The sequence below is a fragment of the Achromobacter sp. GW823-FHT04E03 genome, from assembly GCF_058796095.1.
In genome coordinates this window covers 55,061-78,573 of the sequence record NZ_JBXAIJ010000005.1, presented here as the reverse complement: position 1 = coordinate 78,573, position 23,513 = coordinate 55,061, and the positions used below count along the sequence as shown (strand labels likewise).

The 23,513-nt window shown below is 67.5% G+C and carries 29 protein-coding genes; 18 read left to right on the top strand and 11 right to left on the bottom strand.

The window, feature by feature from the left end; genetic code table 11:
• Positions 1-5: 5 nt before the first annotated feature.
• The 3 genes from AC1RHV_RS27820 to AC1RHV_RS27810 are packed head-to-tail and all read left to right on the top strand — an operon-like array spanning position 6 to position 3,380.
• Positions 6-1,841, top strand: a complete 1,836-nt coding sequence (locus AC1RHV_RS27820) for a gamma-glutamyltransferase family protein (protein WP_492302335.1) — start codon at positions 6-8, stop codon at positions 1,839-1,841.
• A gap of 55 nt (positions 1,842-1,896) precedes the next feature.
• On the top strand, positions 1,897-2,871 hold the full coding sequence (locus tag AC1RHV_RS27815; RefSeq protein WP_054451502.1) for a Bug family tripartite tricarboxylate transporter substrate binding protein: 975 nt from the start codon (positions 1,897-1,899) through the stop codon (positions 2,869-2,871).
• Positions 2,868-3,380, top strand: a complete 513-nt coding sequence (locus AC1RHV_RS27810) for a GAF domain-containing protein (protein WP_119451059.1) — start codon at positions 2,868-2,870, stop codon at positions 3,378-3,380. Before AC1RHV_RS27815 ends, AC1RHV_RS27810 begins: the two co-directional genes overlap by 4 nt.
• 32 nt (positions 3,381-3,412) lie before the next feature.
• Here the strand turns inward: AC1RHV_RS27810 and phnE are convergent, their stop codons facing one another.
• The 3 genes from phnE to phnC form a co-directional block, all read right to left on the bottom strand.
• Entirely contained in the window at positions 3,413-4,207 is a 795-nt protein-coding gene (phnE, locus tag AC1RHV_RS27805) for a phosphonate ABC transporter, permease protein PhnE (protein ID WP_054451506.1), read from the bottom strand.
• An 81-nt stretch (positions 4,208-4,288) separates the two neighbouring features.
• Positions 4,289-5,269: a phosphonate ABC transporter substrate-binding protein gene (phnD, locus tag AC1RHV_RS27800; RefSeq protein ID WP_054451508.1), complete on the bottom strand. Its 981-nt coding sequence runs from the start codon at positions 5,267-5,269 to the stop codon at positions 4,289-4,291.
• A 31-nt stretch (positions 5,270-5,300) separates the two neighbouring features.
• A complete protein-coding gene (gene phnC, locus AC1RHV_RS27795) occupies positions 5,301-6,137 on the bottom strand; it encodes a phosphonate ABC transporter ATP-binding protein (protein WP_192492479.1) in 837 nt (278 codons plus the stop codon).
• A 195-nt stretch (positions 6,138-6,332) separates the two neighbouring features.
• Here phnC and AC1RHV_RS27790 point away from each other — a divergent pair, with 195 nt between their 5' ends.
• The 5 genes from AC1RHV_RS27790 to AC1RHV_RS27770 all read left to right on the top strand — a co-directional run bounded on the left by AC1RHV_RS27790 (position 6,333) and on the right by AC1RHV_RS27770 (position 8,919).
• Positions 6,333-6,764 (top strand): GFA family protein, encoded by a 432-nt coding sequence (locus AC1RHV_RS27790; protein ID WP_054452219.1) that lies wholly within the window; start codon positions 6,333-6,335, stop codon positions 6,762-6,764.
• A 53-nt stretch (positions 6,765-6,817) separates the two neighbouring features.
• Positions 6,818-7,183, top strand: a complete 366-nt coding sequence (locus AC1RHV_RS27785; RefSeq protein WP_054451512.1) for an ArsR/SmtB family transcription factor — start codon at positions 6,818-6,820, stop codon at positions 7,181-7,183.
• Entirely contained in the window at positions 7,176-7,715 is a 540-nt protein-coding gene (locus tag AC1RHV_RS27780) for an SRPBCC family protein (RefSeq protein WP_054451513.1), read from the top strand. The genes AC1RHV_RS27785 and AC1RHV_RS27780 overlap by 8 nt, the downstream gene beginning before the upstream one ends.
• A 500-nt stretch (positions 7,716-8,215) precedes the next feature.
• A complete protein-coding gene (infA, locus tag AC1RHV_RS27775) occupies positions 8,216-8,479 on the top strand; it encodes a translation initiation factor IF-1 (RefSeq protein WP_013395703.1) in 264 nt (87 codons plus the stop codon).
• A 152-nt stretch (positions 8,480-8,631) separates the two neighbouring features.
• Positions 8,632-8,919 carry a hypothetical protein gene (locus AC1RHV_RS27770; RefSeq protein WP_054451514.1) on the top strand — a complete coding sequence of 96 codons (288 nt, stop codon included), beginning with the start codon at positions 8,632-8,634 and terminating at the stop codon, positions 8,917-8,919.
• A gap of 34 nt (positions 8,920-8,953) precedes the next feature.
• On the opposite strand, the gene AC1RHV_RS27765 is transcribed toward AC1RHV_RS27770, so the two are convergent.
• From AC1RHV_RS27765 to mog, 3 genes are all read right to left on the bottom strand, one after another.
• The gene (locus tag AC1RHV_RS27765) at positions 8,954-9,823 is read right to left on the bottom strand and encodes a peptidoglycan DD-metalloendopeptidase family protein (RefSeq protein ID WP_054452221.1); all 870 of its coding nucleotides are present in this window, start codon (positions 9,821-9,823) and stop codon (positions 8,954-8,956) included.
• A gap of 5 nt (positions 9,824-9,828) precedes the next feature.
• Positions 9,829-10,167 (bottom strand): hypothetical protein, encoded by a 339-nt coding sequence (locus AC1RHV_RS27760; RefSeq protein ID WP_054451515.1) that lies wholly within the window; start codon positions 10,165-10,167, stop codon positions 9,829-9,831.
• Positions 10,168-10,228: 61 nt separating this feature from the next.
• Positions 10,229-10,861 (bottom strand): molybdopterin adenylyltransferase, encoded by a 633-nt coding sequence (gene mog, locus AC1RHV_RS27755; protein WP_119451068.1) that lies wholly within the window; start codon positions 10,859-10,861, stop codon positions 10,229-10,231.
• A gap of 280 nt (positions 10,862-11,141) precedes the next feature.
• On the opposite strand from mog, the gene AC1RHV_RS27750 reads away from it, so the two are divergent.
• The 4 genes from AC1RHV_RS27750 to AC1RHV_RS27735 all read left to right on the top strand — a co-directional run bounded on the left by AC1RHV_RS27750 (position 11,142) and on the right by AC1RHV_RS27735 (position 14,736).
• Positions 11,142-12,266 (top strand): D-alanyl-lipoteichoic acid biosynthesis protein DltD, encoded by a 1,125-nt coding sequence (locus AC1RHV_RS27750; RefSeq protein WP_346547252.1) that lies wholly within the window; start codon positions 11,142-11,144, stop codon positions 12,264-12,266.
• A 13-nt stretch (positions 12,267-12,279) separates the two neighbouring features.
• The gene (locus tag AC1RHV_RS27745; RefSeq protein WP_008162923.1) at positions 12,280-12,405 is read left to right on the top strand and encodes a hypothetical protein; all 126 of its coding nucleotides are present in this window, start codon (positions 12,280-12,282) and stop codon (positions 12,403-12,405) included.
• A 104-nt stretch (positions 12,406-12,509) separates the two neighbouring features.
• Complete coding sequence (locus AC1RHV_RS27740) at positions 12,510-13,985, top strand: inorganic phosphate transporter (RefSeq protein WP_054451517.1); 1,476 nt, start codon at positions 12,510-12,512, stop codon at positions 13,983-13,985.
• A 97-nt stretch (positions 13,986-14,082) separates the two neighbouring features.
• Entirely contained in the window at positions 14,083-14,736 is a 654-nt protein-coding gene (locus tag AC1RHV_RS27735) for a DsbA family protein (protein ID WP_119451067.1), read from the top strand.
• 15 nt (positions 14,737-14,751) lie between these two features.
• On the opposite strand, the gene AC1RHV_RS27730 is transcribed toward AC1RHV_RS27735, so the two are convergent.
• From AC1RHV_RS27730 to AC1RHV_RS27710, 5 genes are read right to left on the bottom strand one after another with little or no spacing between them, the layout of a single operon-like run.
• On the bottom strand, positions 14,752-15,366 hold the full coding sequence (locus AC1RHV_RS27730) for a glutathione S-transferase family protein (RefSeq protein WP_054451518.1): 615 nt from the start codon (positions 15,364-15,366) through the stop codon (positions 14,752-14,754).
• Positions 15,367-15,408: 42 nt separating this feature from the next.
• Positions 15,409-15,756 carry an AzlD domain-containing protein gene (locus AC1RHV_RS27725; RefSeq protein ID WP_054451519.1) on the bottom strand — a complete coding sequence of 116 codons (348 nt, stop codon included), beginning with the start codon at positions 15,754-15,756 and terminating at the stop codon, positions 15,409-15,411.
• Entirely contained in the window at positions 15,753-16,466 is a 714-nt protein-coding gene (locus AC1RHV_RS27720; protein ID WP_119451054.1) for an AzlC family ABC transporter permease, read from the bottom strand. Before AC1RHV_RS27720 ends, AC1RHV_RS27725 begins: the two co-directional genes overlap by 4 nt.
• Positions 16,467-16,519: 53 nt before the next feature.
• The gene (locus AC1RHV_RS27715) at positions 16,520-16,837 is read right to left on the bottom strand and encodes a chaperone modulator CbpM (protein ID WP_054452227.1); all 318 of its coding nucleotides are present in this window, start codon (positions 16,835-16,837) and stop codon (positions 16,520-16,522) included.
• Positions 16,838-16,839: 2 nt separating this feature from the next.
• Complete coding sequence (locus tag AC1RHV_RS27710; RefSeq protein WP_119451053.1) at positions 16,840-17,784, bottom strand: DnaJ C-terminal domain-containing protein; 945 nt, start codon at positions 17,782-17,784, stop codon at positions 16,840-16,842.
• Between the two features lie 186 nt (positions 17,785-17,970).
• Between AC1RHV_RS27710 and AC1RHV_RS27705 the strand changes: the two genes are divergently transcribed.
• From AC1RHV_RS27705 to AC1RHV_RS27680, 6 genes are all read left to right on the top strand, one after another.
• Entirely contained in the window at positions 17,971-18,462 is a 492-nt protein-coding gene (locus AC1RHV_RS27705) for a GNAT family N-acetyltransferase (protein WP_054451522.1), read from the top strand.
• Positions 18,463-18,515: 53 nt separating this feature from the next.
• On the top strand, positions 18,516-18,845 hold the full coding sequence (locus AC1RHV_RS27700; RefSeq protein ID WP_054451523.1) for a DHCW motif cupin fold protein: 330 nt from the start codon (positions 18,516-18,518) through the stop codon (positions 18,843-18,845).
• A gap of 104 nt (positions 18,846-18,949) precedes the next feature.
• On the top strand, positions 18,950-19,585 hold the full coding sequence (gene yfcF / locus AC1RHV_RS27695; RefSeq protein WP_054451524.1) for a glutathione transferase: 636 nt from the start codon (positions 18,950-18,952) through the stop codon (positions 19,583-19,585).
• Positions 19,586-19,602: 17 nt separating this feature from the next.
• On the top strand, positions 19,603-19,998 hold the full coding sequence (locus AC1RHV_RS27690; RefSeq protein WP_460360854.1) for a VOC family protein: 396 nt from the start codon (positions 19,603-19,605) through the stop codon (positions 19,996-19,998).
• A gap of 182 nt (positions 19,999-20,180) precedes the next feature.
• Positions 20,181-22,562, top strand: coding sequence for a DUF3141 domain-containing protein (locus tag AC1RHV_RS27685; RefSeq protein WP_492302326.1), 2,382 nt, complete (start codon positions 20,181-20,183; stop codon positions 22,560-22,562).
• On the top strand, positions 22,559-23,503 hold the full coding sequence (locus tag AC1RHV_RS27680) for a phosphate acetyltransferase (protein ID WP_054451527.1): 945 nt from the start codon (positions 22,559-22,561) through the stop codon (positions 23,501-23,503). The genes AC1RHV_RS27685 and AC1RHV_RS27680 overlap by 4 nt, the downstream gene beginning before the upstream one ends.
• The last annotated feature ends 10 nt before the right edge of the window (positions 23,504-23,513 follow it).

Below are 23,513 nucleotides of genomic sequence, written 5' to 3'. Positions count from 1 at the left end.
GCCTCATGAGCGCATCCTTCACCACCCGCCCCGAAATACGCGGCACTTTCGGCGTGGTCTCTTCCACCCATTGGCTGGCCTCGCAAGTGGCCATGAGCGTGCTGGAGCGCGGCGGCAATGCCTATGACGCGGCGGTCGCGGGCGGCTTCGCGCTGCAGATCGTGGAACCGCACCTGAACGGTCCGGGCGGCGAAGTGCCCATCCTGCTCTGGAGCGAACGGGAACAGCGCATGCGCGCGCTCTGCGGCCAGGGCCCCGCGCCCGCGCTGGCCACGCCCGCCTATTTCCGCGGCCTGGGCCTGGACCTGGTGCCCGGCATCGGCCTGCTGCCCGCCACGGTGCCCGGCGCCTTCGGCGCCTGGCTGACCCTGCTGCGCGACTACGGCACCTGCGAACTGGCCGATGTGCTGCGCCCGGCGATCGACTATGCGCGCAACGGCTTTCCGCTGGTGCCGCGCATTTCGCAGGCCATTCTGGCGGTGCAGGCGCTGTTCCGCGACGAATGGACCAGTTCGCGCGAGGTCTGGCTGCCGGACGGCCGCGTACCTGCGCCCGACGCGCTGTTCCGCACGCCCGCCATCGCCGCCACCTATACCCGCATCCTGGACGAGGCGCACGCCCGCAGCACCGACCGGCGCGGCCGCATCGACGCTGCGCTGGAGGTCTGGTACCGCGGTTTCGTGGCCGACGCGATCGACGACTATTACACGCAGGCCGAGGTACGCGATACCACGGGCCAGCGCAACCGCGGCCTGCTGCGCAAATCCGATCTGGCCGATTGGCGCGCCACCTACGACGAGCCTCTGACTGTCCAATACGGCCGCTACACCGTGGCCAAGTGCGGGGTCTGGTCGCAAGGCCCGGTCCACCTGCAGCAACTGGCGATACTGCGGCACCTGGGCCTGGACGGGCTGGAGCCGACCTCGCCGCAATTCGTGCACTACGTGGCCGAGGCGGCCAAGCTGGCCTTCGCCGACCGCACCGCCTGGTACGGCGACCCTGCCTGCACGCAGGTGCCGCTGGCCGCTTTGCTCAGCGATGAGTACGCCCGCTCCCGCGCGGCAGGCATCGGCGCGCACGCTTCGTCCGAGTTCCTGCCGGGCAGCCCAGGCGGCCAGACACCGCGCCTGCCCGACCTGGACGCAGCCGTGCGCACCCTGGCTGCCTCCGACACCCGCTTCGGCGTGGGCGAACCGACCTTCGCCGCACTGCCGCCGGTAGCCGAATGGGCGGCGCGCGAGATCTTCGTGGGCGATACCTGCCAGATCGACGTCATCGACCGCGACGGCAATATGGTGGCCGCCACGCCGTCGGGCGGCTGGCTGTCGTCCAGCCCCGTCGTGCCCGGCCTGGGCTTCCCGCTGACCACGCGCCTGCAGATGACCTGGCTGGACGAAGGCGTGCCGGGCCAACTGCAACCGGGCAAGCGTCCCTGCACTACGCTGTCGCCCGGCCTCGCGCTGCGCGACGGGCAGCCTTACATGGCATTCGGCACGCCGGGCGGCGACCAGCAGGACCAATGGACGGTGGCATTCTTCCTGCGCCATGTCATGGGCATGAATCTGCAGGAGGCGATCGAAGCGCCCTCCTGGCATATCGATCACTTCCCGGGCTCGTTCTGGCCGCGCAGCCTTACCTTGAACCGGCTGACCGTGGAATCGCGCATGCCGGCCGCCACGCTGGAGGCGCTGCGCGCGGCGGGCCACGAGGTCAAGGTGGGGCCGGACTGGTCCGAAGGCCGCATCAGCGCCTGCACCCGCGAGCCTGCCGCGGGCGGCGGCCTGCTGCTGCGCGCCGGCGCCAACCCGCGCGGCATGCAGGGCTATGCCGCCGGCCGCTGAACCTGTTTCATTCAACCGGCATGCAGACCGGATATCAAGCAAAGGGGTAAACACCATGAAACTGCAATTCAAACGACTGCTGCGCTCGTTCGCGCTGGGGTTGGCGCTGGCCGCGCCCGCGCTCACCCACGCCGCGTGGCCCGAAAAACCCATCACGCTGATCGTGCCGTGGGCTGCGGGCGGCTCCACCGACATCCTGGCGCGCGTGCTGTCCGAAGGATTGACCCAGTCGCTGGGCCAGCCCGTCATCGTGGAAAACCGCTCGGGCGCGTCCGGCAACATCGGCACCACCTTCGTGGCGCGCGCCAAGCCGGACGGCTACACCTTGCTGGTGGGCTCGATGAGCACGCACACGATGAACCAGGCGCTCTACTCCAGCATGCCGTTCGACGGTGTGAAGGACTTCACGCCCATCGCCGAGCTCGCGCTGGTCACCAACACCCTGGTGGTGAACCCGTCGGTCCCCGCGTCCAACGTGAAGGAGTTCATCGCCTACCTGAAGGCCAATCCCGGCACCGTGGCCTATGCCTCCGCCGGCCAGGGCTCCACCAACCATCTGAGCGCCGCGCTGTTCGAGAAGGCCGCCGGCGTGAAGATGATGCACATCCCCTATCGCGGCGGCGCGCCCGCGGTGCTGGACACCGTGGCCGGCCGCACGCAGGTGCTGTTCAGCGCCGGCACGCAGACCCTGCCGCATGTGCAGAACAACAAGCTGAAGCTGCTGGCCGTCACCGAGGAAGCGCGTTCGCCGCTGTTGCCCGAGGTGCCCACGGTAGCCGAGACCTTGCCGGGCTACGAGCTGTCGGTCTGGTACGGCGCCTTCGGCCCGGCAGGCATGCCGCCCGAACTGACCGCACGCCTGAACCGCGAGATCAACCTGATCCTCAAGCGTCCCGAAGTCATCAAGAAAATGGGCGACATGGGCGTGCTGCTGACCGAGACCACGCCGGAGCAATTCGGCCAGATCCTGGCGCGCGACGCCGACAAGTACGGCAAGCTGATCAAAGAACTGGGAATCACCGCCGAATGACCGTGAGCATCCAATCCACCGCGCCGGCACAGGCCGGCGTGGCCGCCATCGCCCGGGCCTACGCGGCCGCCGATCCGGTCGCGGCCTTGCGCGCCATCGACGCCCATGCGCACGCCGCGCTGGCGCACACGCTGTGCACGGTCAACCGCTATGACGCGCAGGCCATGCGGGTGCTGCGGCTGTATAGCTCCAACCCCGAGGCCTATCCGCCCGGCGGCAGCAAGGACAAGAGCGGCACCGCCTGGGGCCGCCACGTCCTGCTGGAGCAAAAGCTGTTCGTCGGCGAAGGCGAGGACGCGATCCGCGCATTCTTCGACGACCATGACGCGATCCAGCGTCTGGGCCTGCGCTCGGTCATCAATGTGCCGGTCGTGTACGGCGGGGTCTGCCTGGGCACCGTCAACTTCCTGATGCCGCGCGCGGCGGTTTCGGATGCCGATGTGCAGGCCGCGCAGCTGGCGGGCCTGCTGGCGCTGCCTGCGTTCCAGGCGCTGCTTCCGCAGGCCTGAGGCCGCGGGGCCCGCCCGGGCCCCGCGCATGCTCAGATGAGCGCGCGCCGGATGCGCGCCGACGCCATGTCGATGATGACCACGAAAGCCACGATGATGATCATCACGGCGCAGGTTTCGGCGTAGCGGAAACTGCGGATGATCTCCCACAGCACGGTGCCGATGCCGCCCGCGCCGACGATGCCGACCACCGAGGCCGAACGCACGTTGGATTCGAAGCGGTACAGCGAATACGAGATCCACAGCGGCAGCACCTGCGGAATCACGCCGTAGACGATTTCCTCCAGCGCGTTCGCGCCGGTGGCGCGCACGCCTTCCACCGGACGCGGATCGATAGCCTCGACGGCTTCCGAGAACAGCTTGGCCAGCACGCCGGTGGTGTGCACCCACAGCGCCAGCACGCCGGCGAACGGGCCCAGCCCGACCGCCACGATGAACAGCATGGCGAACACCATTTCGTTGATGGCGCGGCACGCGTCCATCAGGCGTCGCATGGGCTGGTACACCCAGGCCGGCACCATGTTCGACGAGCACAGCAGCCCCAGCGGCACGGCGACCACGATGGCCAGGAAGGTGCCCCAGACCGCGATCTGCACGGTGACGATCATCTCGTCCAGGTACATGCGCCAGTCGCGGAAATTGGGCGGAAAGAAGTCGGCGGCGAACTGGGCCATATTGCCCGAATCGCGCAGCAGGTCCAGGGGCCGCATGTCGGCGCCCTTCCACGACATGACCAGCAACGCCAGCACGACGGCCCATACGAGCAGGACTGGCAGCGAGGAGCGCGGCGCGGCGGAAAGGCGGGAGGTCTGCATGGCTACGTTCATAGAAAAGGCGATCCGCTAGTTGGGTTTCAGTTGCGGGCAAGCCGGCGCGCCCCGCGGCGCGCCGGCTTGCCGCTTGCAGGCTTATTGCTTGGCGGCGGGCTGGCCCAGGCTGGCCAGCTTGCTGTCCAGCTCGGCCAGCTGTTTCTGCTTTTCGGCCTGGCCCAGCGTGGCGTCGGCTTCGACCTTGGCCTTCTCGCGCGCCAGTTCGATCTGGCGGATCGGCACCAGCTGCTGGTTGTCGGAGGCGCGGAAGCCCTGGTAGGTCAGCGCCTTCAGGTTGGCCAATTCGCGCTCGGCGTCCTTGCCCTTGCCATAGTTGACGAAGAAGTCGCGGATGCGGACCTTCAGGTCTGCCGGCAGGTCGGTGCGCATGACCAGCGGATCGGCGGGGATCAGCGGCGACTTCCACAGCACGCGCACGCTGTCGTTGGCATCCTTGCCCGTGTTCAGGCGATAGCGCTCCAGCGCCTCGGTGTTGTTGACGGCCACGTCGACCTGCTTGTTGATGACCGACAGCAGATTGGTTTCGTGGTTGCTGGCGCGCACCGTCTTGAAGAAGGTCTTGGGTTCGATCTTGTTGGCGGCCCACAGGTAGTAGCCGGGCACAGCCGTACCCGAGGTCGAATTGGGATCGCCCGCGCCGTAGCTCAGCGTGCCGCCGCGCTTGAGCACGTCGTCCAGGGTCTTCAGGTTGCTGTCCTTGTTGACGATCAGCAGCGACCAGTAGCCGGGGTTGCCGTCCTTGTCGATGACGGAGGCGAACACCTCGCCCTTGGCGCGGTCCACCGCCTCGATTGCGGACTTGTTGCCGAACCAGCCCATCTGCACCTTGTTGAAGCGCATGCCTTCGATGATGCCGGCATAGTCGGACGCGAAGAAGGGCTTGACCGGTACGCCGATCGCGCGGCTCAGGTCGTCGATGACCGGCTGCCATACGGACTTCAGGTTGGTCGACGATTCCGTCGAGATGATGCCGAAGTTCAGGGTCTTGGCGTCTTGCGCGTAGGCCTGCGCGGACAGGGCCGCGGCGGCGATCAGGGTGACAAAGGTTCTGCGTAGCATGGAAGGCTCCGGGGGGAAATGGGTCGGGATATCAGGCGGCTTGCGCCAGGCGGGACAGCGGCGCCATGCCGGGCATGGCCGGCGCTTGCGGCGCATATTCGGGAAGGAGTTCGCTCAATTCGGAGCCATACAGGTCGCTCAGCATCGAAGGCGTGAGCGCGGCGGAGGGGCCGTCATAGACGACCTTGCCATGGCGCAGCGCCACCACCCGCGGGCAGTAGCGCAGGGCCACGTCCACCTGGTGCAGCGACACCACTACGGCCACCTTGCGGCCGCGGTTGATCTGGGCCAGCGTGTCCATCACGCGGCGCGAGGATTCCGGATCCAGCGAGGCGATGGGTTCGTCGGCCAGGATGACGCGGGCGTTCTGCACCAGCGTGCGGGCGATGGCCGCGCGCTGCTGCTGGCCGCCGGACAGCGTCGAGGCGCGCTGAAATGCGTAGTCGTCTATACCAACCTGGGCAAGCGCTTCGAGGCCTTGCTGCACTTCGCCGCGCAGGAACCAGCGCGTCAGGCTGCGCCACAACGGCACGCGCGGCAGCAGCCCGGTCAGCACGTTGGTGATGACCGGCAGGCGACCGACCAGATTGAATTGCTGGAACACGAAACCGATGCCGGCGCGCGCGGAGCGCACGTCGCGGCTCAGGCGGCCATCGCGCTGGATCATGCGGCCGTTTACGGCCACGCTGCCCGAGTCGCCGGCCACGAAACCCGACAGATGGCGCAGCAGCGTCGACTTGCCCGAACCCGAGGCGCCGAGCAAGGCCACCATCTCGCCGTCGGCCACTTGCAGGTTCACGGCGTCCAGCGCCTTGGCGCCGGCGTGGAAGCTCTTGCTGAGCCCTTGTACTTCGATGGCGTAGGTCATCGTTGAATCCCCTTGGATGTGTTCATGGCGGCATTCTGTTTTCGCGGCATGACAGCACGATGACCTGGGAATCGATTCATTTGGCTGAAAATAGGGACACTGGAACGATCTGAAAGACGTTCGTCACAAAGGCCGTCTCCGGCCCGGCGCGCCGCAGGTATATTGGGGATATTCCCCACCAGCCTGGCGTTCATCATGATCAAAGGTTCCTGCCTGTGCAGCCGCGTCGCCTACGAGATCACGGGTCCGCTCACCGACGCCCTCAACTGCCATTGCACGATCTGCCGCAAGGCGCATGGCGCGGCATTCCGCAGCCGGGCGACGGTCCAGGTCAAGGACTTCGCCTGGACCCGCGGAGAAAACCACGTCACCTGGTACTGCTCGTCCCCGGGCAGCTACCGCGGCTTTTGCGAAGCCTGCGGCACGCCCCTCCTGACCCGCTTCGACCAGACGCCGGACGTCTACGGCCTGCCTCTAGGTCCGCTGGACGACGACCCGGGCATCAAGCCGGCAGCCCACTGCCACGTGGCCAGCAAGGCGCCCTGGTTCGACATCACCGACGGCCTGCCGCAGTACCCCGATGCGTATGGGGCGATGGAAGAAGACCATCCGCAGGCGGTTACATAAAAATTCAACCGAGTAGTTGAATTTTTTGGCGAGGCCAGACTATATTCAACCTCATGGTTGAATCTATTCCCTCCCCCGTCCTCGATGCCGTCTTTCGCGCGCTGGCCGACCCCACGCGCCGCGACATGCTGCGCAGCCTGGCCGGTGGCGAGCAGACCATCGGCGAACTGGCGGCGCCCCACAGCATGAGTTTCGCGGGCGCCTCCAAGCATGTGCAGGCCCTGGAACGCGCCGGTCTGGTGCGGCGCTCCATCCGCGGCCGCACGCACGTATGCAGCCTCAATCCCGAACCCATGGCCGAGGCCATGCAGTGGCTGCGCTTCTATGAGCAATTCTGGTCGGGCAAGCTGGGCGCGCTGGAAGCCGCGCTCGCCGCCAGCCGGTCCCCGGCCGCGTCTTCTGGAGAACCACATGAGTGATCACGGCGTCGTTCTGGACCCCACCTCCATCCGCTTCACGCGGATACTGCCCGCCAGCGTCGACGAGGTCTGGGCTTTTCTCACCGAATCCGAAAAACGCGGGCGCTGGCTGGCATCCGGCGACATGGAACTGCGCGAAGGCGGCGGCGTGACGCTGCGCTTCGTGCATGCGGACCTGTCCTCGGTGGCAGAACCGGTGCCTGACGCCTACAAGCCGTACGAAGGCGGCGTCACCACGCAAGGCGTCATCACCCGCTGCGAACCGCCGCATTTGCTGGCTTTCACCTGGGGCGGCTCCCCCGGCCATCCTTCCGAGGTCACCTTCGAGCTGTCGCCTCAGGGCGAGGAAACGCGCCTGGTGCTGACCCACCGCAAGCTGTCCTCGCGTGACGGCATGGTGGACGTAGCTGGCGGCTGGCATGTGCACCTGGGCGTGCTCGAAGCTCGCCTGGCCGGCCGTGCCCCCGGTCCGTTCTGGTCCGTGCTTAACCGGGTGGAAGCCGAATACCGTGAACGGATCCCGGCTCGCTAGAGTCGTTGAACAGCAACTATCGCAGCGCGGCTACAGATAAATACTGGCTAAATATTGCGCTTTGCAGTACCATAAGTCCGTGATTTTTCCGCAAAAACCGGGCTTCGGTCACTCTGCGTGCCAACCTGTACCGCCTGCGGGCAATGCTCCGGGGCAACCCAGGACGTGCCTGATTTTTCCGGAAAAACCCCTCCGCCACCGGGCGCGCCTCCACCTCCATAGTTGCGCGGCCTGGCAGCACAAGCTCCACCCCGCTTCTTCCGGCGATTTGCGCAAAACGCGCCGCCGCGACCAAGCCGCGCACCGCGCGCACACTGCCCACGCGGCGCGAGTATCCGTCATTTCAGACATCCGCTTCGGATGCCGTGGCCCTTACCCGCGCTTGCCCGGACGTTTTACGTTCAAACCGCTGGACCCGCCCGTTCGGGTCCGACGCGCTTGCCGCCTCGCGCGGCGCGCCATGCCGTCGGTATGGCTGCGCGTTTTGATAGGAGAAAAGAATGGCTAAAGAAGAACTCATCGAACTGGACGGCATCGTTGACGAAGTGCTGCCCGATAGCCGCTACCGTGTGAAGCTGGACAACGGCATCGAAGTCGGCGCCTACGCCTCCGGCCGCATCCGCAAGCACCGCATCCGCATCCTGGCCGGCGACCGCGTCACCCTGGAAATGTCGCCGTATGACCTGACCAAGGGCCGCATCAACTTCCGCCACAAGGACGAGCGCGGTCCCGCGCCGCAGCGTCCCCAGCAATTCCGCCGCTAAGCCAGGGCGACAGGGCCGGCCCCGCGCCGGCTCCCTTTTCGCGCCAGCCTTAAACCTGGGCCGCGCGATGCCGTAATGCGTGGAGCGCCCGTTCATGAAAGAATGGCGCCCTCTGCCCGGCGCGACGCCCGGCAGGATGAGCATGAAGCAAGATGGACCTGACACAAGATCTGCAAGCCGCCGCTGACCAGCTTGCCCTGGCGCGAAGAAAATTCGTCAAGGGCGAGGAAGGCCTGCGCCTGCTGCATCAGTCGCGCGAGGCCTTCATCAACAGCCTGCGCAATACCGGCCTGACCTACGCCGAGGCCAAGACCAAGTACGACAACTGCCTGGACGAGCAGGAAGCCGAGCAGCTCGAAGTGCGGCAGCAGATGGACTATGCCGAGCGCGTGCATCAGCACGTGCTGCAACTGATCGCGCAGCAGGCCGCAACGGCCTGAGGGCGCGGGTCCGCGCCCCCATCCCGGGACAGGATCAGGGCTTGAACGCCCCGATGAAGATGGCCGGATCGACGCGCGCGTCGTTCAGGCTGACGTTCCAGTGCAGGTGCGGGCCAGTGGCGCGGCCGGTGGCGCCCACCTTGCCCACCAATCCGCCGCGCGGCACTTCGTCGCCGACCTTCACGTCGATCGCCGACATGTGGCAGAACATGCTGACGAAGCCCTGGCCATGGTCCAGGAACACCGTCTTGCCATTGAAGAAGTAATCCCCCACCAGCACGACCACGCCAGCGGCCGGCGCCTTGATCGGCGTGCCCGAGGGCACGGCGAAATCCAGGCCCGAATGCGGATTGCGCTCTTCGCCATTGAAGAAGCGGCGCAGGCCGAAGGGACTGGACAGGCGGCCGCCGTTCACCGGGCGATCCAGCAGCAGGTTGCTGGGCGTGATGCCAGCGCGGTAGGCGCGGTTGGCGGCGGCCTGCTCGGCCTGCTCGCGTTCGATGCGCTTCATGTCGTCCGGATCCGGATTGACCTGGCGCGGATTCTTCAGCGTGATGTGCTGGGCCTTGTATTCCTTGGCGCCGACCTTGAAGGACACTGAACGCTTGCCTTGCGCGTCCTTGATATCCACCTGCTGCTCGCCCGGCTTCACGCTGAGCGGGATGCCGACCACGGCGATCCACTGCTTGCCTTCTTCACGCACGACCAGCACGCGCCGGCCCAGGAAGCTGACCTCGGGCGCGCGTTCGGCATTGCCCAGGCCCAGGACGGCGACGCCGCCAGGCACGGGAACGTTGAGCTTGCGGCTGATGAAACCGCTCTGCTGCTGCGCGCGGGCCGGCAGGCCCAGGCAAAGGGCGGCCGCGGCCAGGCCCAGCCGCAGGACGTCGCGACGATGCTGCATGGCGTTCACAGGCACAGGTTGGCGGGTTCGATGATGCTTTGGTCGCGGCGGGCGATGCGCGTGGACAGGCGCGCTTCGGTCTTGCCCTTCCAGTGCGTGGTCGTCAGCACGGCTTCGACACCCAGGCTGTCCTCCTGGATCAATTCAAAGCCGTTGCGCACCGCCTTCTGCTGGAAATTGATGCCCAGGTTCTTCCAGGATTCGGCGACGCAAGCCGTGTAGTCCTCGGGCGTACGTTGGGTGGAACCGTAGAAGACCGGATCGCGGTCGCGCACGTCTTTGACGTTGGCGCAGGCCGACAAGGCTGCCAGGACAGTAAGGGACAAAGCGGTGCGGACCTTCATGGCGATGGAACTCTCGAGCGGTTGGAGGTGGATGGGGCGGCCAATATAACGCAGCGCCAGGTCAAGCCTGCGGCGCGCGCCGGGCCGATTTGGGACGGAAGGCCGCAATGACTTCCGGCCGGGTTTCGGCGTATGGGCCGCCGATAAGATCGATGCAATAGGGAATGGCGGCGAAAATCCCCGGCACCAGCACGGCGCCGTCCTCGCCCTTCAGTCCTTCCAGCGTTTCGCGGATGGATTTCGGCTGGCCGGGCAGGTTCACGATAAGGGCGGCGTGCGCGGGCGTTTCCCGGATGACCGCCACCTGGCGCGACAGGATGGCCGTGGGCACGAAGCGCAGGCTGATCTGGCGCATCTGTTCGCCGAAGCCGGGCATTTCCTTGGTGCCGACGGCGAGCGTGGCCTCGGGCGTGACGTCGCGGCGCGCCGGACCGGTGCCGCCGGTGGTCAGGACCAGGTCGCAGCCGCAGCCGTCCACCAGTTCGATCAGCGTCTGGGAAATGCGTGCGGGTTCGTCGGGGATCAGGCGGTCCACCGCCTGCCAGGGCGAGGCCAGGGCGCCGCCCAGCCATTCGCGCAGCGCGGGCAGCCCCAGGTCCTGATAGGTGCCGCTGGAGGCGCGATCGGAAATGGACACCAGGCCCACGATCAGTTCGTCGGGATGCTTGCGGGCGATACGGGTAGTGGCGGTCATGGGCTGCGCAATCTTGGTAAGAAACTGTCGGGCGGCGCGGATGCGGCCGTGGGCGAGGTCAATCATGGAAATCCAGAAGAGGCCCGCCAGAGCGATGCTATCGCATTCCTTCCCTGCGGGAATCGCGTCAGCAGGCAGCGCGCCGGCGGCGGCCCCTGTCGCAAAAAGGCGAATCGGCTTTGGCCCCGCTTTCCCGCGCTTGTTCCGGACATGTCCGCTCGATAACATCCGCTAACAAACCTATCCCAATAAAGAGGGCCCCGAGCGGCATTGGTTCCCCATGTTCAAACGCACACTACGGCAGCATGCGCTGGCGGCGGCGCTGGCCCTGGCCGCGGCGGCGGCCGCCGGATGGGGCGCCCTGCACTCCCTGGCGCTGAAGACGGAACCCGTGCCGGCGGCCGCTCCGGGCATCTACATCCCCAACCTGGGCAATACGCTGGAGGAACAGACGCGCAACCTGTCCCGCATGAGCCAGGCCTTGCGCACGGGCGACAGGCTGGTGATCCTGGGTTCGTCGGAGCTGACCAGCAACGACCTGCGCTTCGTGCCGTACCGCTACCTGGCCGACGAATTGCAGATGCCGGTGCTGGCCTATGGCCATTCAGGATTCCAGTCTCTGGGCATGCAGCTGGTGCTGGCGGCGATGGCCGAGGACCTGTCGCCGGCCTCGCGCGTGGTGGTGATGCTGTCGCCGGGCTGGTTCGACGGCGACGGCGGGCTGGGTCCGGACGAATTCAAGGAACACGCCAATCCGCTGCTGCCCCGCCTGCTGCGGCAGCCCGAGGGCCGGGCGGAGGTGGTCCGCTGGCTGCAGGCCAAGGGCGACGCGGGCGTCGCCTGGTCCATGGCGGCCGAGCAGGCCTACGTCTTCCGCCAGCGGCTGGTCAACCTGTGGGCGCCCGTCCACGCAGCGCCTGCCCCCGAGCGCGAGCGCGAGGGGCCGCCCGCGGCCGCCCGGGTGGTGGACTGGGAGGCGCTGGCTGCCGACGCCCAGGGCGCAGAACAGGCCCTGATGGGCGGCAACCGCTACGCCGTGCGCGATGAATTCTTCAATAAATACCTGCGCAGCATTCCCGAGGGCGGCAAGACCGCCTATCTGCCCCAGCCGCTGACCGGCCGGGACGAGCTGCGCGAACTGGACGCGCTGATGGCGCTGCTGCGGCAGCGCGGCGTCAATGCCCTGTTCGTCATGCAGCCGCTGCATCCGCTGGTGTTCAAGGACCTGGACCGCTTCGGGCCGGTGCAGCGGGAAGTCGCGGCGCTGTGCCAGCGCTATGCCATGCGCTGCATGGACATGTACAGCGCCCCCTTCGAGGTGGGGATGCTGCGGGACGTACAGCACCTGGGGGAACTGGGCTGGCTGCGCGTGAACCAGAAGATCGCTGAAGTGTTCTACCCATGAAGGATGGCCGGCAATGAAACGAACCCTGTGGCTGTGCCTGCTCTACCTGGGCGTCCTGGCGGTGATGGTGATCCAGGCGGATACCTCGGCGAACCTGGGCAAACCGATGGAAATCGAGTTCCAGTATTCGAAATTCTGACCCCGGGCGGGGTCGGCTGGCCGCACTTGGTAGCCGCAAGCAACCAGTGACAGGTCACAAATCTGCAATAATCGGCTCCTCTCGCCGGAACCTCCCCCGCCTCCATGTTCGACCTCTTCCACGGCCTAGACCTCTGGGTCGGCCTCAGCCTTGCGCTGGCCCTGACATTCGTCCTGGCCTTCGAATTCATCAACGGATTCCATGACACGGCGAACGCCGTGGCCACGGTCATCTACACCAAGGCCATGCCGCCGCATCTGGCGGTGGTGCTTTCCGGCATATTCAACTTCCTGGGCGTGCTGCTGGGCGGGGTGGGCGTGGCCTATGCCATCGTGCACCTGCTGCCGGTGGAGCTGCTGATCAACGTGGACACGGGCCGCGGGCTGGCCATGGTGTTCGCCATGCTGGCCGCGGCCATCGCCTGGAACCTGGGCACTTGGTACTTCGGCATTCCGGCGTCCAGCTCGCACACGCTGATCGGCTCGATCCTGGGCGTGGGCCTGGCCAACGCGCTGATCACCGACCTGCCGCTGGCGGACGGCGTCAACTGGGGCAAGGCCATCGACATCGGCCTGTCGCTGGTGGTGTCGCCGGTGGCCGGCTTCCTGGTGGCGGGCGGCCTGCTGCTGGCGCTCAAGCGCTGGCTGCCGCTGTCCAAGATGCACAAGACGCCGGAACAGCGCCGCGCCATCGACAATAAAAAGCATCCGCCCTTCTGGAACCGCCTGGTGCTGGTGCTGTCCGCCATGGGCGTGAGCTTCGTGCACGGCTCCAACGACGGACAGAAAGGGATTGGCCTGATCATGCTGGTGCTGATCGGCATCGTGCCCGCCAACTTCGTGCTGGACACCAACAGCACCACCTACCAGATCGAGCGCACCCGCGACGCCGCCAACCACCTGAACGTGTTCTACCAGCGCAATGAAGCCATGCTGGGCGAATACCTGGCGCTCAAGCGCGTGGACGCGACCACCGAACTGCCGCGCAACTTCCGCTGCGACCCCGAACTGACCATGCCGACCATCGCCGCGCTGCAGGCCGATCTGCACGGCGTGTCCAACTACGCCGACCTGTCGGCCGAGAAGCGCATCTCCGTGCGCCGCTACCTGCTCTGCCTGGACGACACGGCCAAGAAGGTCGCGCGCATCGAAGGGCTGCCGGCCCGCGAACGCGCCGACCTGCAACGCCTGCGCGCCGACCTGACAGCCACCACCGAATACGCCCCCTTCTGGGTGATCGTGGCAGTCGCCCTGGCGCTGGGCGCGGGCACCATGGTCGGCTGGCGCCGCGTGGTGCTGACGGTGGGCGAGAAGATCGGCAAGCAGGGCATGACCTATGCGCAGGGCATGTCCGCACAAGTCACCGCCATGGGCGCCATCGGCATCGCCAACGTCTTCAGCCTGCCTGTTTCCACCACCCACGTGCTGTCCTCGGGCGTGGCCGGGACCATGATCGCCAACAAGAGCGGCCTGCAAGGCAGCACCGTACGCAACATCCTGATGGCCTGGGTGCTGACCCTGCCCGCCTCGATGCTGCTGGCCGCCGGCCTGTTCTGGATCGGCGTGCAGATCGCCGGCTGATGATTCGCGGCCGTGCAGGCAATCTGCACGGCCGATGCAACACTCTGGCTATCCCGCCAGGCTTCCTGCCAGCCGTGCCCGCGTCTACCATGGCGCCATGGCTACCTCAAATCCCACCCTGCATTACATTTTCGACCCGCTCTGCGGCTGGTGCTATGGCGCCGCGCCGCTGGTGGAGGCGGCTCGAGCCGTCTCCGGGCTGGACATCGCGCTGCATGGCGGCGGCATGATGACGGGCGGCAACCGCCAGCCGGTCACCGACAGACTGCGCCGCTACGTCATGCCGCATGACGAGCGCATCGCCGGCCTGACCGGCCAGCCCTTCGGCGAAGACTATTTCAACGGCCTGTTGCGCGATGAGGGCGCGGTGTTCGATTCCGAGCCGCCCACCACTGCCATCCTGGCCGCGCAGACGCTGGCCGGTCGAGGCCTCGACCTGCTCAAGCGCATCCAGCGCGCCCACTACGTACAGGGGCTGCGCATCGCCGATCCGGCCGTACTGGCCTCCCTGGCGGCCGACATCGGCCTGGACCCGGCAGCCTTCCGCGCGGCCTATGACGCAGCCCAGGGCGCCGAAACCGCCACGCACATCGCCGCCAGCCGCAGGCTGCTGGCGCAGGTCGGCGGCAGCGGTTTTCCCACCCTGGCACTGGAGCGAGATGGCGTCTACGAGATGCTGGAGCCCAGCCGCTACCTGGGCCGTCCGCAGGAATGGCAGGCGGACCTCGGCGCGCGCATCGGCCGCGCTTGAAGGCGGCCCCCCGCGTCAGGCTTCCTCGATGTCCCCGTCGCGCTGCAAGGCGCGGTGCATGGCCGGACGGTCGCCCAGCCGCTCCGCGTAAGCGGTGAACACAGGGGTCTCGGGCAGAACCTTCACCTGCATCATGTATTGCAGGGTGCCGCCCAGCACGATGTCCGCGGCCGAGAACTTGTCGCCCAGGAAGAACGGCCGCGCCTGCAAGACCCGGGTCAGCACCTGCTCGACCTCCTCGGCCGAACCCCAGCCCAGCGCGCCGCCCGGATGCGGCGTCTTGAAGGCGCGCTCGGCCATGGCCGGTTCGAACACGCCGGTGGAATAGGCCAGCCAGGTCAGGTAGGGCCCGCGCAGCGGGTCGCCCACCACCGGACCCAGCCCCGCTTGGGGGAACAGGTCGGTCAGGTAAAGGGCGATTGCCGGCGTCTCGAACACGGGCACGCCGTCGTGCACCAGGGCCGGCACCTTGCGATGCGGGTGGATGTCGATGTAGTCCGAGGGCATGTGGCCCGCGCTGTCGGTGCCGCGGATGGACACCATTTCGGTGTCGTAAGGCACGCCTAGTTCCTCGAGCAGCCAAAGTATCCGGAACGAGCGCGAACGCGGCGCATGATAAAGCGTAAGCATGGTCGGTCTCCGTGGAAGTCCGACCATTTTGCCCCGCGGGTCTTACGCCGCCAAGGCCAGCAACACCCCGTATCCCGCCATGCCCAGCAGCACCGCGACGCCGGCATTGCTGACCAGGCGGGCCGCCACGGCGGTCACGACCAGGCCGCCTGCGTAGGGGCCGAGGTTCGCCGCCTGGTCGCCGGCGGCCAGCAGGTCGGGCACGATCACCGCCGCCGCGATCCCAGCCAGCAGCGACGGCCCCAGGGCGGCCAGCGCCGAGCCTTCGCGCGACAGGTGGCGCAGCAGGCGGCTGCGCTCGGACAGCATGAAGGGCAAGGCGCGCGTCAGATAGGTGATGGCCGCCATGGCGATCACCGCGCCCCAGAAACCCAGTCCGTCGGTGTTCATGCGGGCCTCCTCATTCGATACGCCACGCAGCCGATGATCGCGCCGGCCAGGATGGCCAGGCTGGTATGGCCCAGCGCGGCCACGGCCCCGGCTCCGGCCACCGCCGCAACGATGGGCAGGCCCATGCCGCGCTTCGCGCTCTGGCACACCAGGGCCATGAACAGCGCCGGCAGCGCAAAGCGCATCACCTGTGACAGCATGGGGTAGTGGCGCTCCAGGCCGTCTCCCGCATAGACGCCGACGGCCGTGCCGGCGATCCAGGTCAGCCAAGCGCCCAGCCCCAGCGCGATCATCCAGCGCTGGCGGCCCGCGGGCTCCACGGTCTGCAAACGATTGAAAGCCGTGGCGAAGACTTCATCGGTGAGCAGGAAGGCGACCTTCAGGCGCTCATTCAGTCCCGCCGGCAGGAACCGCGACAACAGCGGGCCGTACAGCAGATGGCGGGCGTTGAGCAGCGAGCACAGCGCCACCACCCACAGCCACGGGGTGCCGGCCTTGATGGAAGCGAGCAGCAGGAACTGGCTGGCGCCGGCATAGACCAGCACGGAAATCAGCACCACCTGCAGCGGAGACAGGCCCGCGGCCACGCCCGCGATGCCGAAGGTCACGGCCACCGGGAAGTAGCCGATCATGACGGGCAGGCAGGATTTCAGGCCGTCGATGCGGGCGCTGCCCGCCAGAGCGGGCGCATGGGCTGGAGGGGTCTGCAAGGTGTTCCGCTGGTCTCTTCAACAACCAGCTAGTTTACCCACCCGCGCACGGCCTACTTGTCCTCCAGGCCCAGCGCGCGCAGTTGCGCCTTCAGGCGACGGACTTCCTGGCTCAGGTCCAGGATCAGCGCCGCAGCGTCCAGGCCGGCGCCGTAATCCCGCACCAGGCGGCGGGCGTCCAGCGCGCGTTGCAGGTCGGCGCTGTAGAAGCGCCATTCGGCGGGCCTGGGACCGCTGGCATTGACGATGCCGACCTCGACCAGCCTGACGACCCATTCGACCTCCTCGCCGCAGGCGCGGGCCAGGTCGTCGGCGGAAAGCGGCCGGGACTTGCCCACGACCGTGGCGGTGGTGACGACTATTTTTTTCATGGTCATACCCCCAGGTGGCGCCGCGGATTGAAGGGCAGGTCCTGCTGCAGCTTGCGGTAGGCCTCCTTGGCCGCTTCGCTATCGGCGGGCGGCAACACCAGGTCCAGCACCAGGTAGAGGTCTCCGGGCGGATCGCCCGGAATGCCGCGGCCGCGCAGGCGCAGCTTGCGGCCGTTGGCGGACCCCGCGGGGATCGACACTTCGACCGTGCCGCCCGGCGTGGGCGCATGCACGCTGGCGCCGAGTGCCGCTTCCCACGGCGCCACCGGCAGCGTCATGTAGAGGTCGCGGCCGTCGGCGCGGTAGCGCGGATGCGGCTTGAAGCGGACTTCCAGATAGAGATCGCCGTTCTCGCCGCCGCCGTAGCCGGGCATGCCCTGCCCGGCCAGCCGGATGTACTGGCCTTCGCGCACGCCGGCGGGGATGCGCACGCTGAGCGTGCGGGTCTGCATGTGGGGGCGGCCCTGCTCGTCCATCTGCATGGAACGCAGGCTGATGTCGCGCGTGGCGCCCTTGAGCGCGTCTTCGAGGTCCACCTCGATCGCGGCGTGGTGGTCCTCGCCGCGCGCGCGGAATTCCTGTTGCTGCTGCGCCCCGCCGCGCCGGTTGCGGCCGCCGAACAGCGAAGAGAAGAACTCGCTGAACTGGGCCTCGTCGCCGGGCGCGGCGCCGCGGTGGAACTCGAAGCCTTCGTCCCAGCCGGGCGGCGGCTGGAAGCTGCCCTCGGGCGAGACGCCTGCGGCCAGATTGTCGTAGGCCTGGCGCTTTTCCTTGTCGCGCAGCACGTCATAGGCTTCGTTGACGTCGCGCATGCGCGTTTCGGCGTCGCTTTCCTTGCTGACGTCGGGATGGTATTTGCGGGCGAGCTTGCGGTAGGCGCGCCGGATGTCGTCTTCGGAGGCGTCCCGCTCCACGCCCAGCATGCTGTAGTAGTCCTTGAACTCCATGTGCAGCCCTTGGCAAAGCGTTGCGGCCGCTTCCGGTTGCGCCGGGTCCGGCCTGGGATATCAAGAAGATAGGGGTTATGGGGCGATTTTTCAATGCGCCTTGTCAGGCGTCGGGCATCGCGCATAATGTCCGGTTGGCGCCCGGATGCGCCAGCCCCGACCACGACAGGCCCACAGGAACAGATCGTGCTGGAAATCATCGACGCAGACTTCAACAATCCCGAACACGGCCGCCAGGTGCTGGCCATGCTGAACGAGTACGCCAGCGGCCCCATGGGGGGCAACGCTCCCCTGCCCGCCTACGCACAGCAGAACCTGATCGCCGAACTGGCCCGCCGCCCGACGGCGCGGGCGCTGCTGGCCCGCATCGACGGCGAAGCCGCCGGCGTCGCGGTCTATCTCGAAGGCTTCTCCACCTTCGCCTGTCGCCCGCTGCTCAATCTGCACGACCTGGGCGTCGCGGAAAAATTCCAGGGCCGCGGCGTGGGCAAGGCCCTGCTGTCGGCGCTGGAAGAGCGGGCGCGTGACCTGGGCTGCTGCAAGATCACCCTGGAAGTGCTGGAAGGCAACGCGGTCGCCCAGGGGCTGTACCGCAAGCTCGGTTTCGAAGGCTATGCCCTGGACGATACCACCGGCCGCGCGATGTTCTGGCACAAGAAACTGCCCGCGCTGGCGTAGTCTCCATTCTTTGGCGGACGCCATTGCGTCCGCGTCACAACGCAGGAATCACCATGAAGATGAGCAACATCCCCTTCGGCACCACCGACTGGTCCGAGGTCGAGCGCACCGAACACGCTGGCGAGACCGGCATGGCCTATTGGCGCACCCGGCAGTTCGGCGACCTGCGCGTGCGCATGGTCGAGTACACGGCCGGCTACCTGGCCGACCACTGGTGCAGCAAGGGCCACATCCTGTTCTGTCTGGAAGGCGAACTGCACACCGAGCTGGAAGACGGCCGGCAATTCGTGCTGACGCCGGGCATGAGCTACCAGGTCGCCGACCAGGCCGAACCGCACCGCTCATCCACCGCGACCGGCGCCAAGCTCTTCATCGTCGACTGAAGCCCCCCGGCGCGACAGCCCGGCCGCAGATGCGTTACGCTTTGACGTATCCGCGGCCCGCCGCCGCGGCACATGCCGTTACCCGTCAAACCGGAGACTAGATTTTGGGCGCCCCGCTTACGCTATTCGTCGATTCCCTGTTCCTCAGCCCCTACGCCATGTCGGCCTATGTGGCGCTGACTGAAAAACAGCTGCCGTTCGAGGTGCGCCCCATCGATCTGGAAGCGGGCGAGCAGCGCATGCAGCCCTACCAAAGCCGCGCGCTGACCTCGCGGGTGCCGGCATTGACCCACGCGGATTTCAGCCTGACCGAATCCAGCGCCATCACCGAATACCTGGAAGACGCCTTCCCCGCCCCCGAGCACCCGGCGCTGTATCCGCGCGACCTGCGCCAGCGCGCCCGCGCCCGCCAACTGCAGGCCTGGCTGCGCAGCGACCTGGGAGCGCTGCGTCAGGAACGCCCCACGGAAACCGTGTTCTACGGCGCCGCCGGCCTGCCGTTGTCGGACGCCGCCCATGCCGCCGCGGCCAAGCTCATCCACGTGGGCGCCCATCTGCTGGGCGCGGACCGGACCTCGCTGTTCGATGAATGGTGCATCGCCGATACCGACCTCGCGGTCATGATCAAGCGCTTGTTCCAGGACGACCTGCCCGACGCCCTGCGCGCCTACGCCGACGCCCAGTGGCAGCGCCCCTCCGTCCAGAAATGGCTGGAGCACAACGCCGCCGCGCGCGCCTGAACCGCCCGGGAGCCGCGATGCAACTGCTGGATCACGTCTCCATCACCGTTTCCCGCCTGGACGCCGCCCGCCCTTTCTATGACGCCGTCATGCAGGCCTTGGGCGCGGCCAAGGTCTATGACCGCCCCGACGCGCTAGGCTACGGCGAGCGCTGCCGGGCAGGCAGCAGCCAGCACAGCTATCTCTCCGTGTTCGCCGATGACGCAGCCGCCCCCGCGGCGCGCCGGCACTGGTGCTTCAAGGCGCCCAGCCGCGCCGCCGTCGACGCTTTCCATGCCGGCGGCATGGCCCACGGCGGACGCGACGACGGCGCCCCGGGCTTGCGCGAGCACTACCACCCGCAGTATTACGCGGCCTTCCTGCTGGACCCTTCCGGCAACCGCATCGAAGCGGTGTGCCACGACCCTGACTGAACCGCTGCCCGGCTGACCAGTCCTAAAGGGGACGGATATATCGGCCACTGCTTGACCTGCATCAAGACACTTGATGTTGCACCGCAACATCAGTTGCGGTGTAATGGGGAGGTCAACTCGGCCGGTTCCACTCTGAATCGGCGCGGCGGCCCGCCGCCGCAAGCAACCTACAGGAGATCGCCATGGCCGGATCTGGCAACGATCGCGTACCCGCCCCGCCCTTCAACCCCTGGACTGCCGCCTACGAATACGCGGTGGACGCCTGGCAGCGCGGCGTGCTGTACGCCGATGTGATGCGCCAGCGTGGCAACCAGTACCACGAGCACATGGCCAAGCGCGCGCCCAACGTGCTGAGCATGGAGTCCGAACTGGTCATGGACGGCCGCTGTCTGCCGCGCCCCGTCAATTACGGCCTGCTGCGCATCAAGCCGCCGGAAGGCGTGGAAACCGACCCCATCAAACGGCCCTTCCTGGTGGTCGATCCGCGCGCCGGGCACGGCCCCGGCATCGGCGGCTTCAAGCCTGAAAGCGAGATCGGCGTGGCGCTGCGCGCCGGCCACCCCTGCTACTTCGCCACCTTCCTGCCGCAGCCCATGCCGACCCAGACCGTCGAGGACGTGATGATGGCCGAGGCGCGCTTCCTGGAAGAGATCATCGCGCTGCACCCCAACGCCGAAGGCAAGCCGGTGGTGGTCGCCAATTGCCAGGCCGGCTGGCAGATCATGATGACCGCCGCGGTCCGTCCCGAACTGTTCGGCCCCATCATCGTGGCGGGCGCGCCGCTGTCCTACTGGGCGGGCTGGCGCGGCATGAATCCCATGCGCTATGCCGGCGGCCTGCTGGGCGGCAGCTGGCTCACCGCCCTGACCAGCGACCTGGGCGACGGCAAGTTCGATGGCGCCTGGCTGGTGCAGAACTTCGAGAACCTGAATCCGGCCAACACCCTGTGGTCCAAGCAGTACAACCTGTACTCCAACGTCGACACCGAGGCCAAGCGCTACCTCAGCTTCGAAAAATGGTGGGGCGGCCACGTCTTCCTGAACGGCCCGGAAATCCAGTACATCGTCGACAACCTGTTCGTCGGCAACCGCCTGGCCACCGCCGGCCTGGTGACCTCGGACGGCATCCGCATCGACCTGCGCAACATCCGCTCGCCCATCGTGGTGTTCTGCTCCAAGGGCGACAACATCACGCCCCCGCCGCAGGCGCTGGGCTGGATCCCCGATCTGTACCAGGACGAATCCGAAGTGCTGGCGCACGGCCAGACCATCGTCTATGCGGTGCACGAAAGCATCGGCCATCTGGGCATCTTCGTGTCCGGCAGCGTGGCGCGCAAGGAGCACCAGGAATTCACGTCCAACATCGACATGATCGACGTGCTGCCGCCGGGCATCTACCAGGCGGAGATCGCCGACAAGACGCCCGACACGCCCAACGCCGACCTGGCCTATGGCAACTACGTGCTGTCGTTCGAGCAGCGCACGCTGGATGACGTGCGCGCCATCGTCGAGCGCAACGAAGAGGACGACCGCCGCTTCGCCGCCGTCGCCCGCATTTCCGACATCAACCTCGGCATGTACCGCAGCTTCATGCAACCCTGGCTGCGCGCCCTGGTGACGCCGCAATCGGCGGAATGGTCGCAGCGCCTGCATCCGCTGCGCCTGCCCTATGAACTGATCTCCGACCGCAATCCGGCCATCGCGCCGATTGCCCAAGTCGCCGAACAGGTGCGCGAACACCGCCAGCCGGTGTCGGCCGACAACCCCTTCCTGATGGCCCAGGAAATGTTCTCGAACCTGATCGAGACCAGCCTGAACATCTGGCAGGAACTGCGCGATTCCGCCGACGAACGCACCTTCATGGGCGTTTACGGTTCGCCGCTGGTGCAGGACCTGGCCGGCCTGGGCGCGCGCTCCGGCCCGCCGCGCAAGCATCCGGGCGTGTCGCCCGAGCACCGCCGCTTCATGGAAGAGCGCGCCGCCGAGCTGCGTTCGCTGATGCTGGAAGGCGGCCTGCGCGTTGCCGCGATCCGCATGCTGCTGTATGTGTCGGGCGCCGAAGGCGGCCTGGACGAACGCAGCTACGCGCTGATCCGCAAGATGCGCGCCGAATCGGACACCGCGCTGTCGTTGCAGGAATTCAAGGACATCATCCGCGACCAGGCGTTGATGATGACCCTGGACGCCGCCGGCGCCATCCAGGCCATACCGCACCTGCTGGACAACGCGCCCGCCGCCGCAATCCGCGAAACGCTGGACACCATGAAGCATGTGCTGGAAGCCGCCGAGCCCCTGAGCGAGGCCGCCCGCATCAGCCTGGACGAAATGGAACGCATCTTCGAGTACGCCGAACGCCGTGCGCAGAAGCGTGAGGAGGCTCAACAGCCGGCGCCCAGGAAAACGGCGACCGTTGCACGCAAATCGGTGCGCGCTGCGGCGGCCAGGCCCGAAGCGGCCTCGGCCGCGGCCGAGCCTGCCGTCCCGGTGCGCGCCAAGAAGCGTAGCGCCTCCGCCAAACCCGCCGCGCGTCCCGCGCGCAAATCCGCCAAGGCGAAATCCGCATGACGCTGCCTCCCACCTCCCACTACGACAGGCTCATCGCGCGCGCGCAGACGCTGGCGCCGGCGCATTGCGCCATCGCCCACCCCTGCGACGAACCCTCGCTGTCGGCCGCGCTCGAAGCCCGCGACCTGGGCCTGCTCAAGCCCATCCTGGTGGGCCCCGAGCAGAAGATCCGCGCCGTCGCTGCCGAGCACAAGTTCGACCTGGGCGATGCGCGCATCGTCGACGCGCCGCACAGCCACGCGGCAGCCGAATGCGCGGTCGCCCTGGTGCGCAGCGGCGAAGCCGAACTGCTGATGAAGGGCAGCCTGCACACGGACGAACTCATGCACGAAGTGGTGGCGCGCAACACCGGGCTGCGCAGCAGCCGGCGCATCAGCCACGTCTTCATCATGGAAGTGCCGACCTACGCCGAACCGCTCTTCATCACCGATGCGGCGATCAACATCTTTCCGGACCTGGAAACCAAGGCCGACATCATCCGCAACGTGATCGACCTGCACCACGGCCTGGGCCTCGGCGAGCCGCGCGTGGCGATCCTGTCGGCGGTCGAACAGGTCAACCCCAGCATCCCCAGCACCATCGAAGCCGCGGCGCTGTGCAAGATGGCCGACCGCGGCCAGATCGAGGGCGGCCTGCTGGACGGCCCGCTGGCGCTGGACAACGCCATCAGCCCCGACGCCGCGCGCATCAAGGGCATACGCTCGCCGGTGGCCGGCGTGGCCCAGGTGCTGGTGGTGCCCGACCTGGAAGCCGGCAACATGCTGGCCAAGAACCTGACCTTCCTGGCCAATGCCGAGGCAGCCGGCATCGTGCTGGGCGCGCGCGTGCCCATCATCCTGACCAGCCGCGCCGACAGCCCGCGCTCGCGCCTCGCGTCCTGCGCGGTGGCCGCCATCTACGCCCACCACTTGGCCCAGCAACAGGCCCGCCCGCTCGCTTGAAGCGCCCCTC

Bases quoted from the DNA above. Each gene is read 5' to 3' on its own strand.
- AC1RHV_RS27820 (WP_492302335.1), top strand. From the start codon at position 6: ATGAGCGCATCCTTCACCACCCGCCCCGAAATACGCGGCACTTTCGGC.
- AC1RHV_RS27815 (WP_054451502.1), top strand. From the start codon at position 1,897: ATGAAACTGCAATTCAAACGACTGCTGCGCTCGTTCGCGCTGGGGTTG.
- AC1RHV_RS27810 (WP_119451059.1), top strand. From the start codon at position 2,868: ATGACCGTGAGCATCCAATCCACCGCGCCGGCACAGGCCGGCGTGGCC.
- phnE (WP_054451506.1), bottom strand. From the start codon at position 4,207: ATGAACGTAGCCATGCAGACCTCCCGCCTTTCCGCCGCGCCGCGCTCC.
- phnD (WP_054451508.1), bottom strand. From the start codon at position 5,269: ATGCTACGCAGAACCTTTGTCACCCTGATCGCCGCCGCGGCCCTGTCC.
- phnC (WP_192492479.1), bottom strand. From the start codon at position 6,137: ATGACCTACGCCATCGAAGTACAAGGGCTCAGCAAGAGCTTCCACGCC.
- AC1RHV_RS27790 (WP_054452219.1), top strand. From the start codon at position 6,333: ATGATCAAAGGTTCCTGCCTGTGCAGCCGCGTCGCCTACGAGATCACG.
- AC1RHV_RS27785 (WP_054451512.1), top strand. From the start codon at position 6,818: ATGGTTGAATCTATTCCCTCCCCCGTCCTCGATGCCGTCTTTCGCGCG.
- AC1RHV_RS27780 (WP_054451513.1), top strand. From the start codon at position 7,176: ATGAGTGATCACGGCGTCGTTCTGGACCCCACCTCCATCCGCTTCACG.
- infA (WP_013395703.1), top strand. From the start codon at position 8,216: ATGGCTAAAGAAGAACTCATCGAACTGGACGGCATCGTTGACGAAGTG.
- AC1RHV_RS27770 (WP_054451514.1), top strand. From the start codon at position 8,632: ATGGACCTGACACAAGATCTGCAAGCCGCCGCTGACCAGCTTGCCCTG.
- AC1RHV_RS27765 (WP_054452221.1), bottom strand. From the start codon at position 9,823: ATGCAGCATCGTCGCGACGTCCTGCGGCTGGGCCTGGCCGCGGCCGCC.
- AC1RHV_RS27760 (WP_054451515.1), bottom strand. From the start codon at position 10,167: ATGAAGGTCCGCACCGCTTTGTCCCTTACTGTCCTGGCAGCCTTGTCG.
- mog (WP_119451068.1), bottom strand. From the start codon at position 10,861: ATGACCGCCACTACCCGTATCGCCCGCAAGCATCCCGACGAACTGATC.
- AC1RHV_RS27750 (WP_346547252.1), top strand. From the start codon at position 11,142: ATGTTCAAACGCACACTACGGCAGCATGCGCTGGCGGCGGCGCTGGCC.
- AC1RHV_RS27745 (WP_008162923.1), top strand. From the start codon at position 12,280: ATGAAACGAACCCTGTGGCTGTGCCTGCTCTACCTGGGCGTCCTGGCG.
- AC1RHV_RS27740 (WP_054451517.1), top strand. From the start codon at position 12,510: ATGTTCGACCTCTTCCACGGCCTAGACCTCTGGGTCGGCCTCAGCCTT.
- AC1RHV_RS27735 (WP_119451067.1), top strand. From the start codon at position 14,083: ATGGCTACCTCAAATCCCACCCTGCATTACATTTTCGACCCGCTCTGC.
- AC1RHV_RS27730 (WP_054451518.1), bottom strand. From the start codon at position 15,366: ATGCTTACGCTTTATCATGCGCCGCGTTCGCGCTCGTTCCGGATACTT.
- AC1RHV_RS27725 (WP_054451519.1), bottom strand. From the start codon at position 15,756: ATGAACACCGACGGACTGGGTTTCTGGGGCGCGGTGATCGCCATGGCG.
- AC1RHV_RS27715 (WP_054452227.1), bottom strand. From the start codon at position 16,837: ATGAAAAAAATAGTCGTCACCACCGCCACGGTCGTGGGCAAGTCCCGG.
- AC1RHV_RS27710 (WP_119451053.1), bottom strand. From the start codon at position 17,784: ATGGAGTTCAAGGACTACTACAGCATGCTGGGCGTGGAGCGGGACGCC.
- AC1RHV_RS27700 (WP_054451523.1), top strand. From the start codon at position 18,516: ATGAAGATGAGCAACATCCCCTTCGGCACCACCGACTGGTCCGAGGTC.
- AC1RHV_RS27690 (WP_460360854.1), top strand. From the start codon at position 19,603: ATGCAACTGCTGGATCACGTCTCCATCACCGTTTCCCGCCTGGACGCC.
- AC1RHV_RS27685 (WP_492302326.1), top strand. From the start codon at position 20,181: ATGGCCGGATCTGGCAACGATCGCGTACCCGCCCCGCCCTTCAACCCC.
- AC1RHV_RS27680 (WP_054451527.1), top strand. From the start codon at position 22,559: ATGACGCTGCCTCCCACCTCCCACTACGACAGGCTCATCGCGCGCGCG.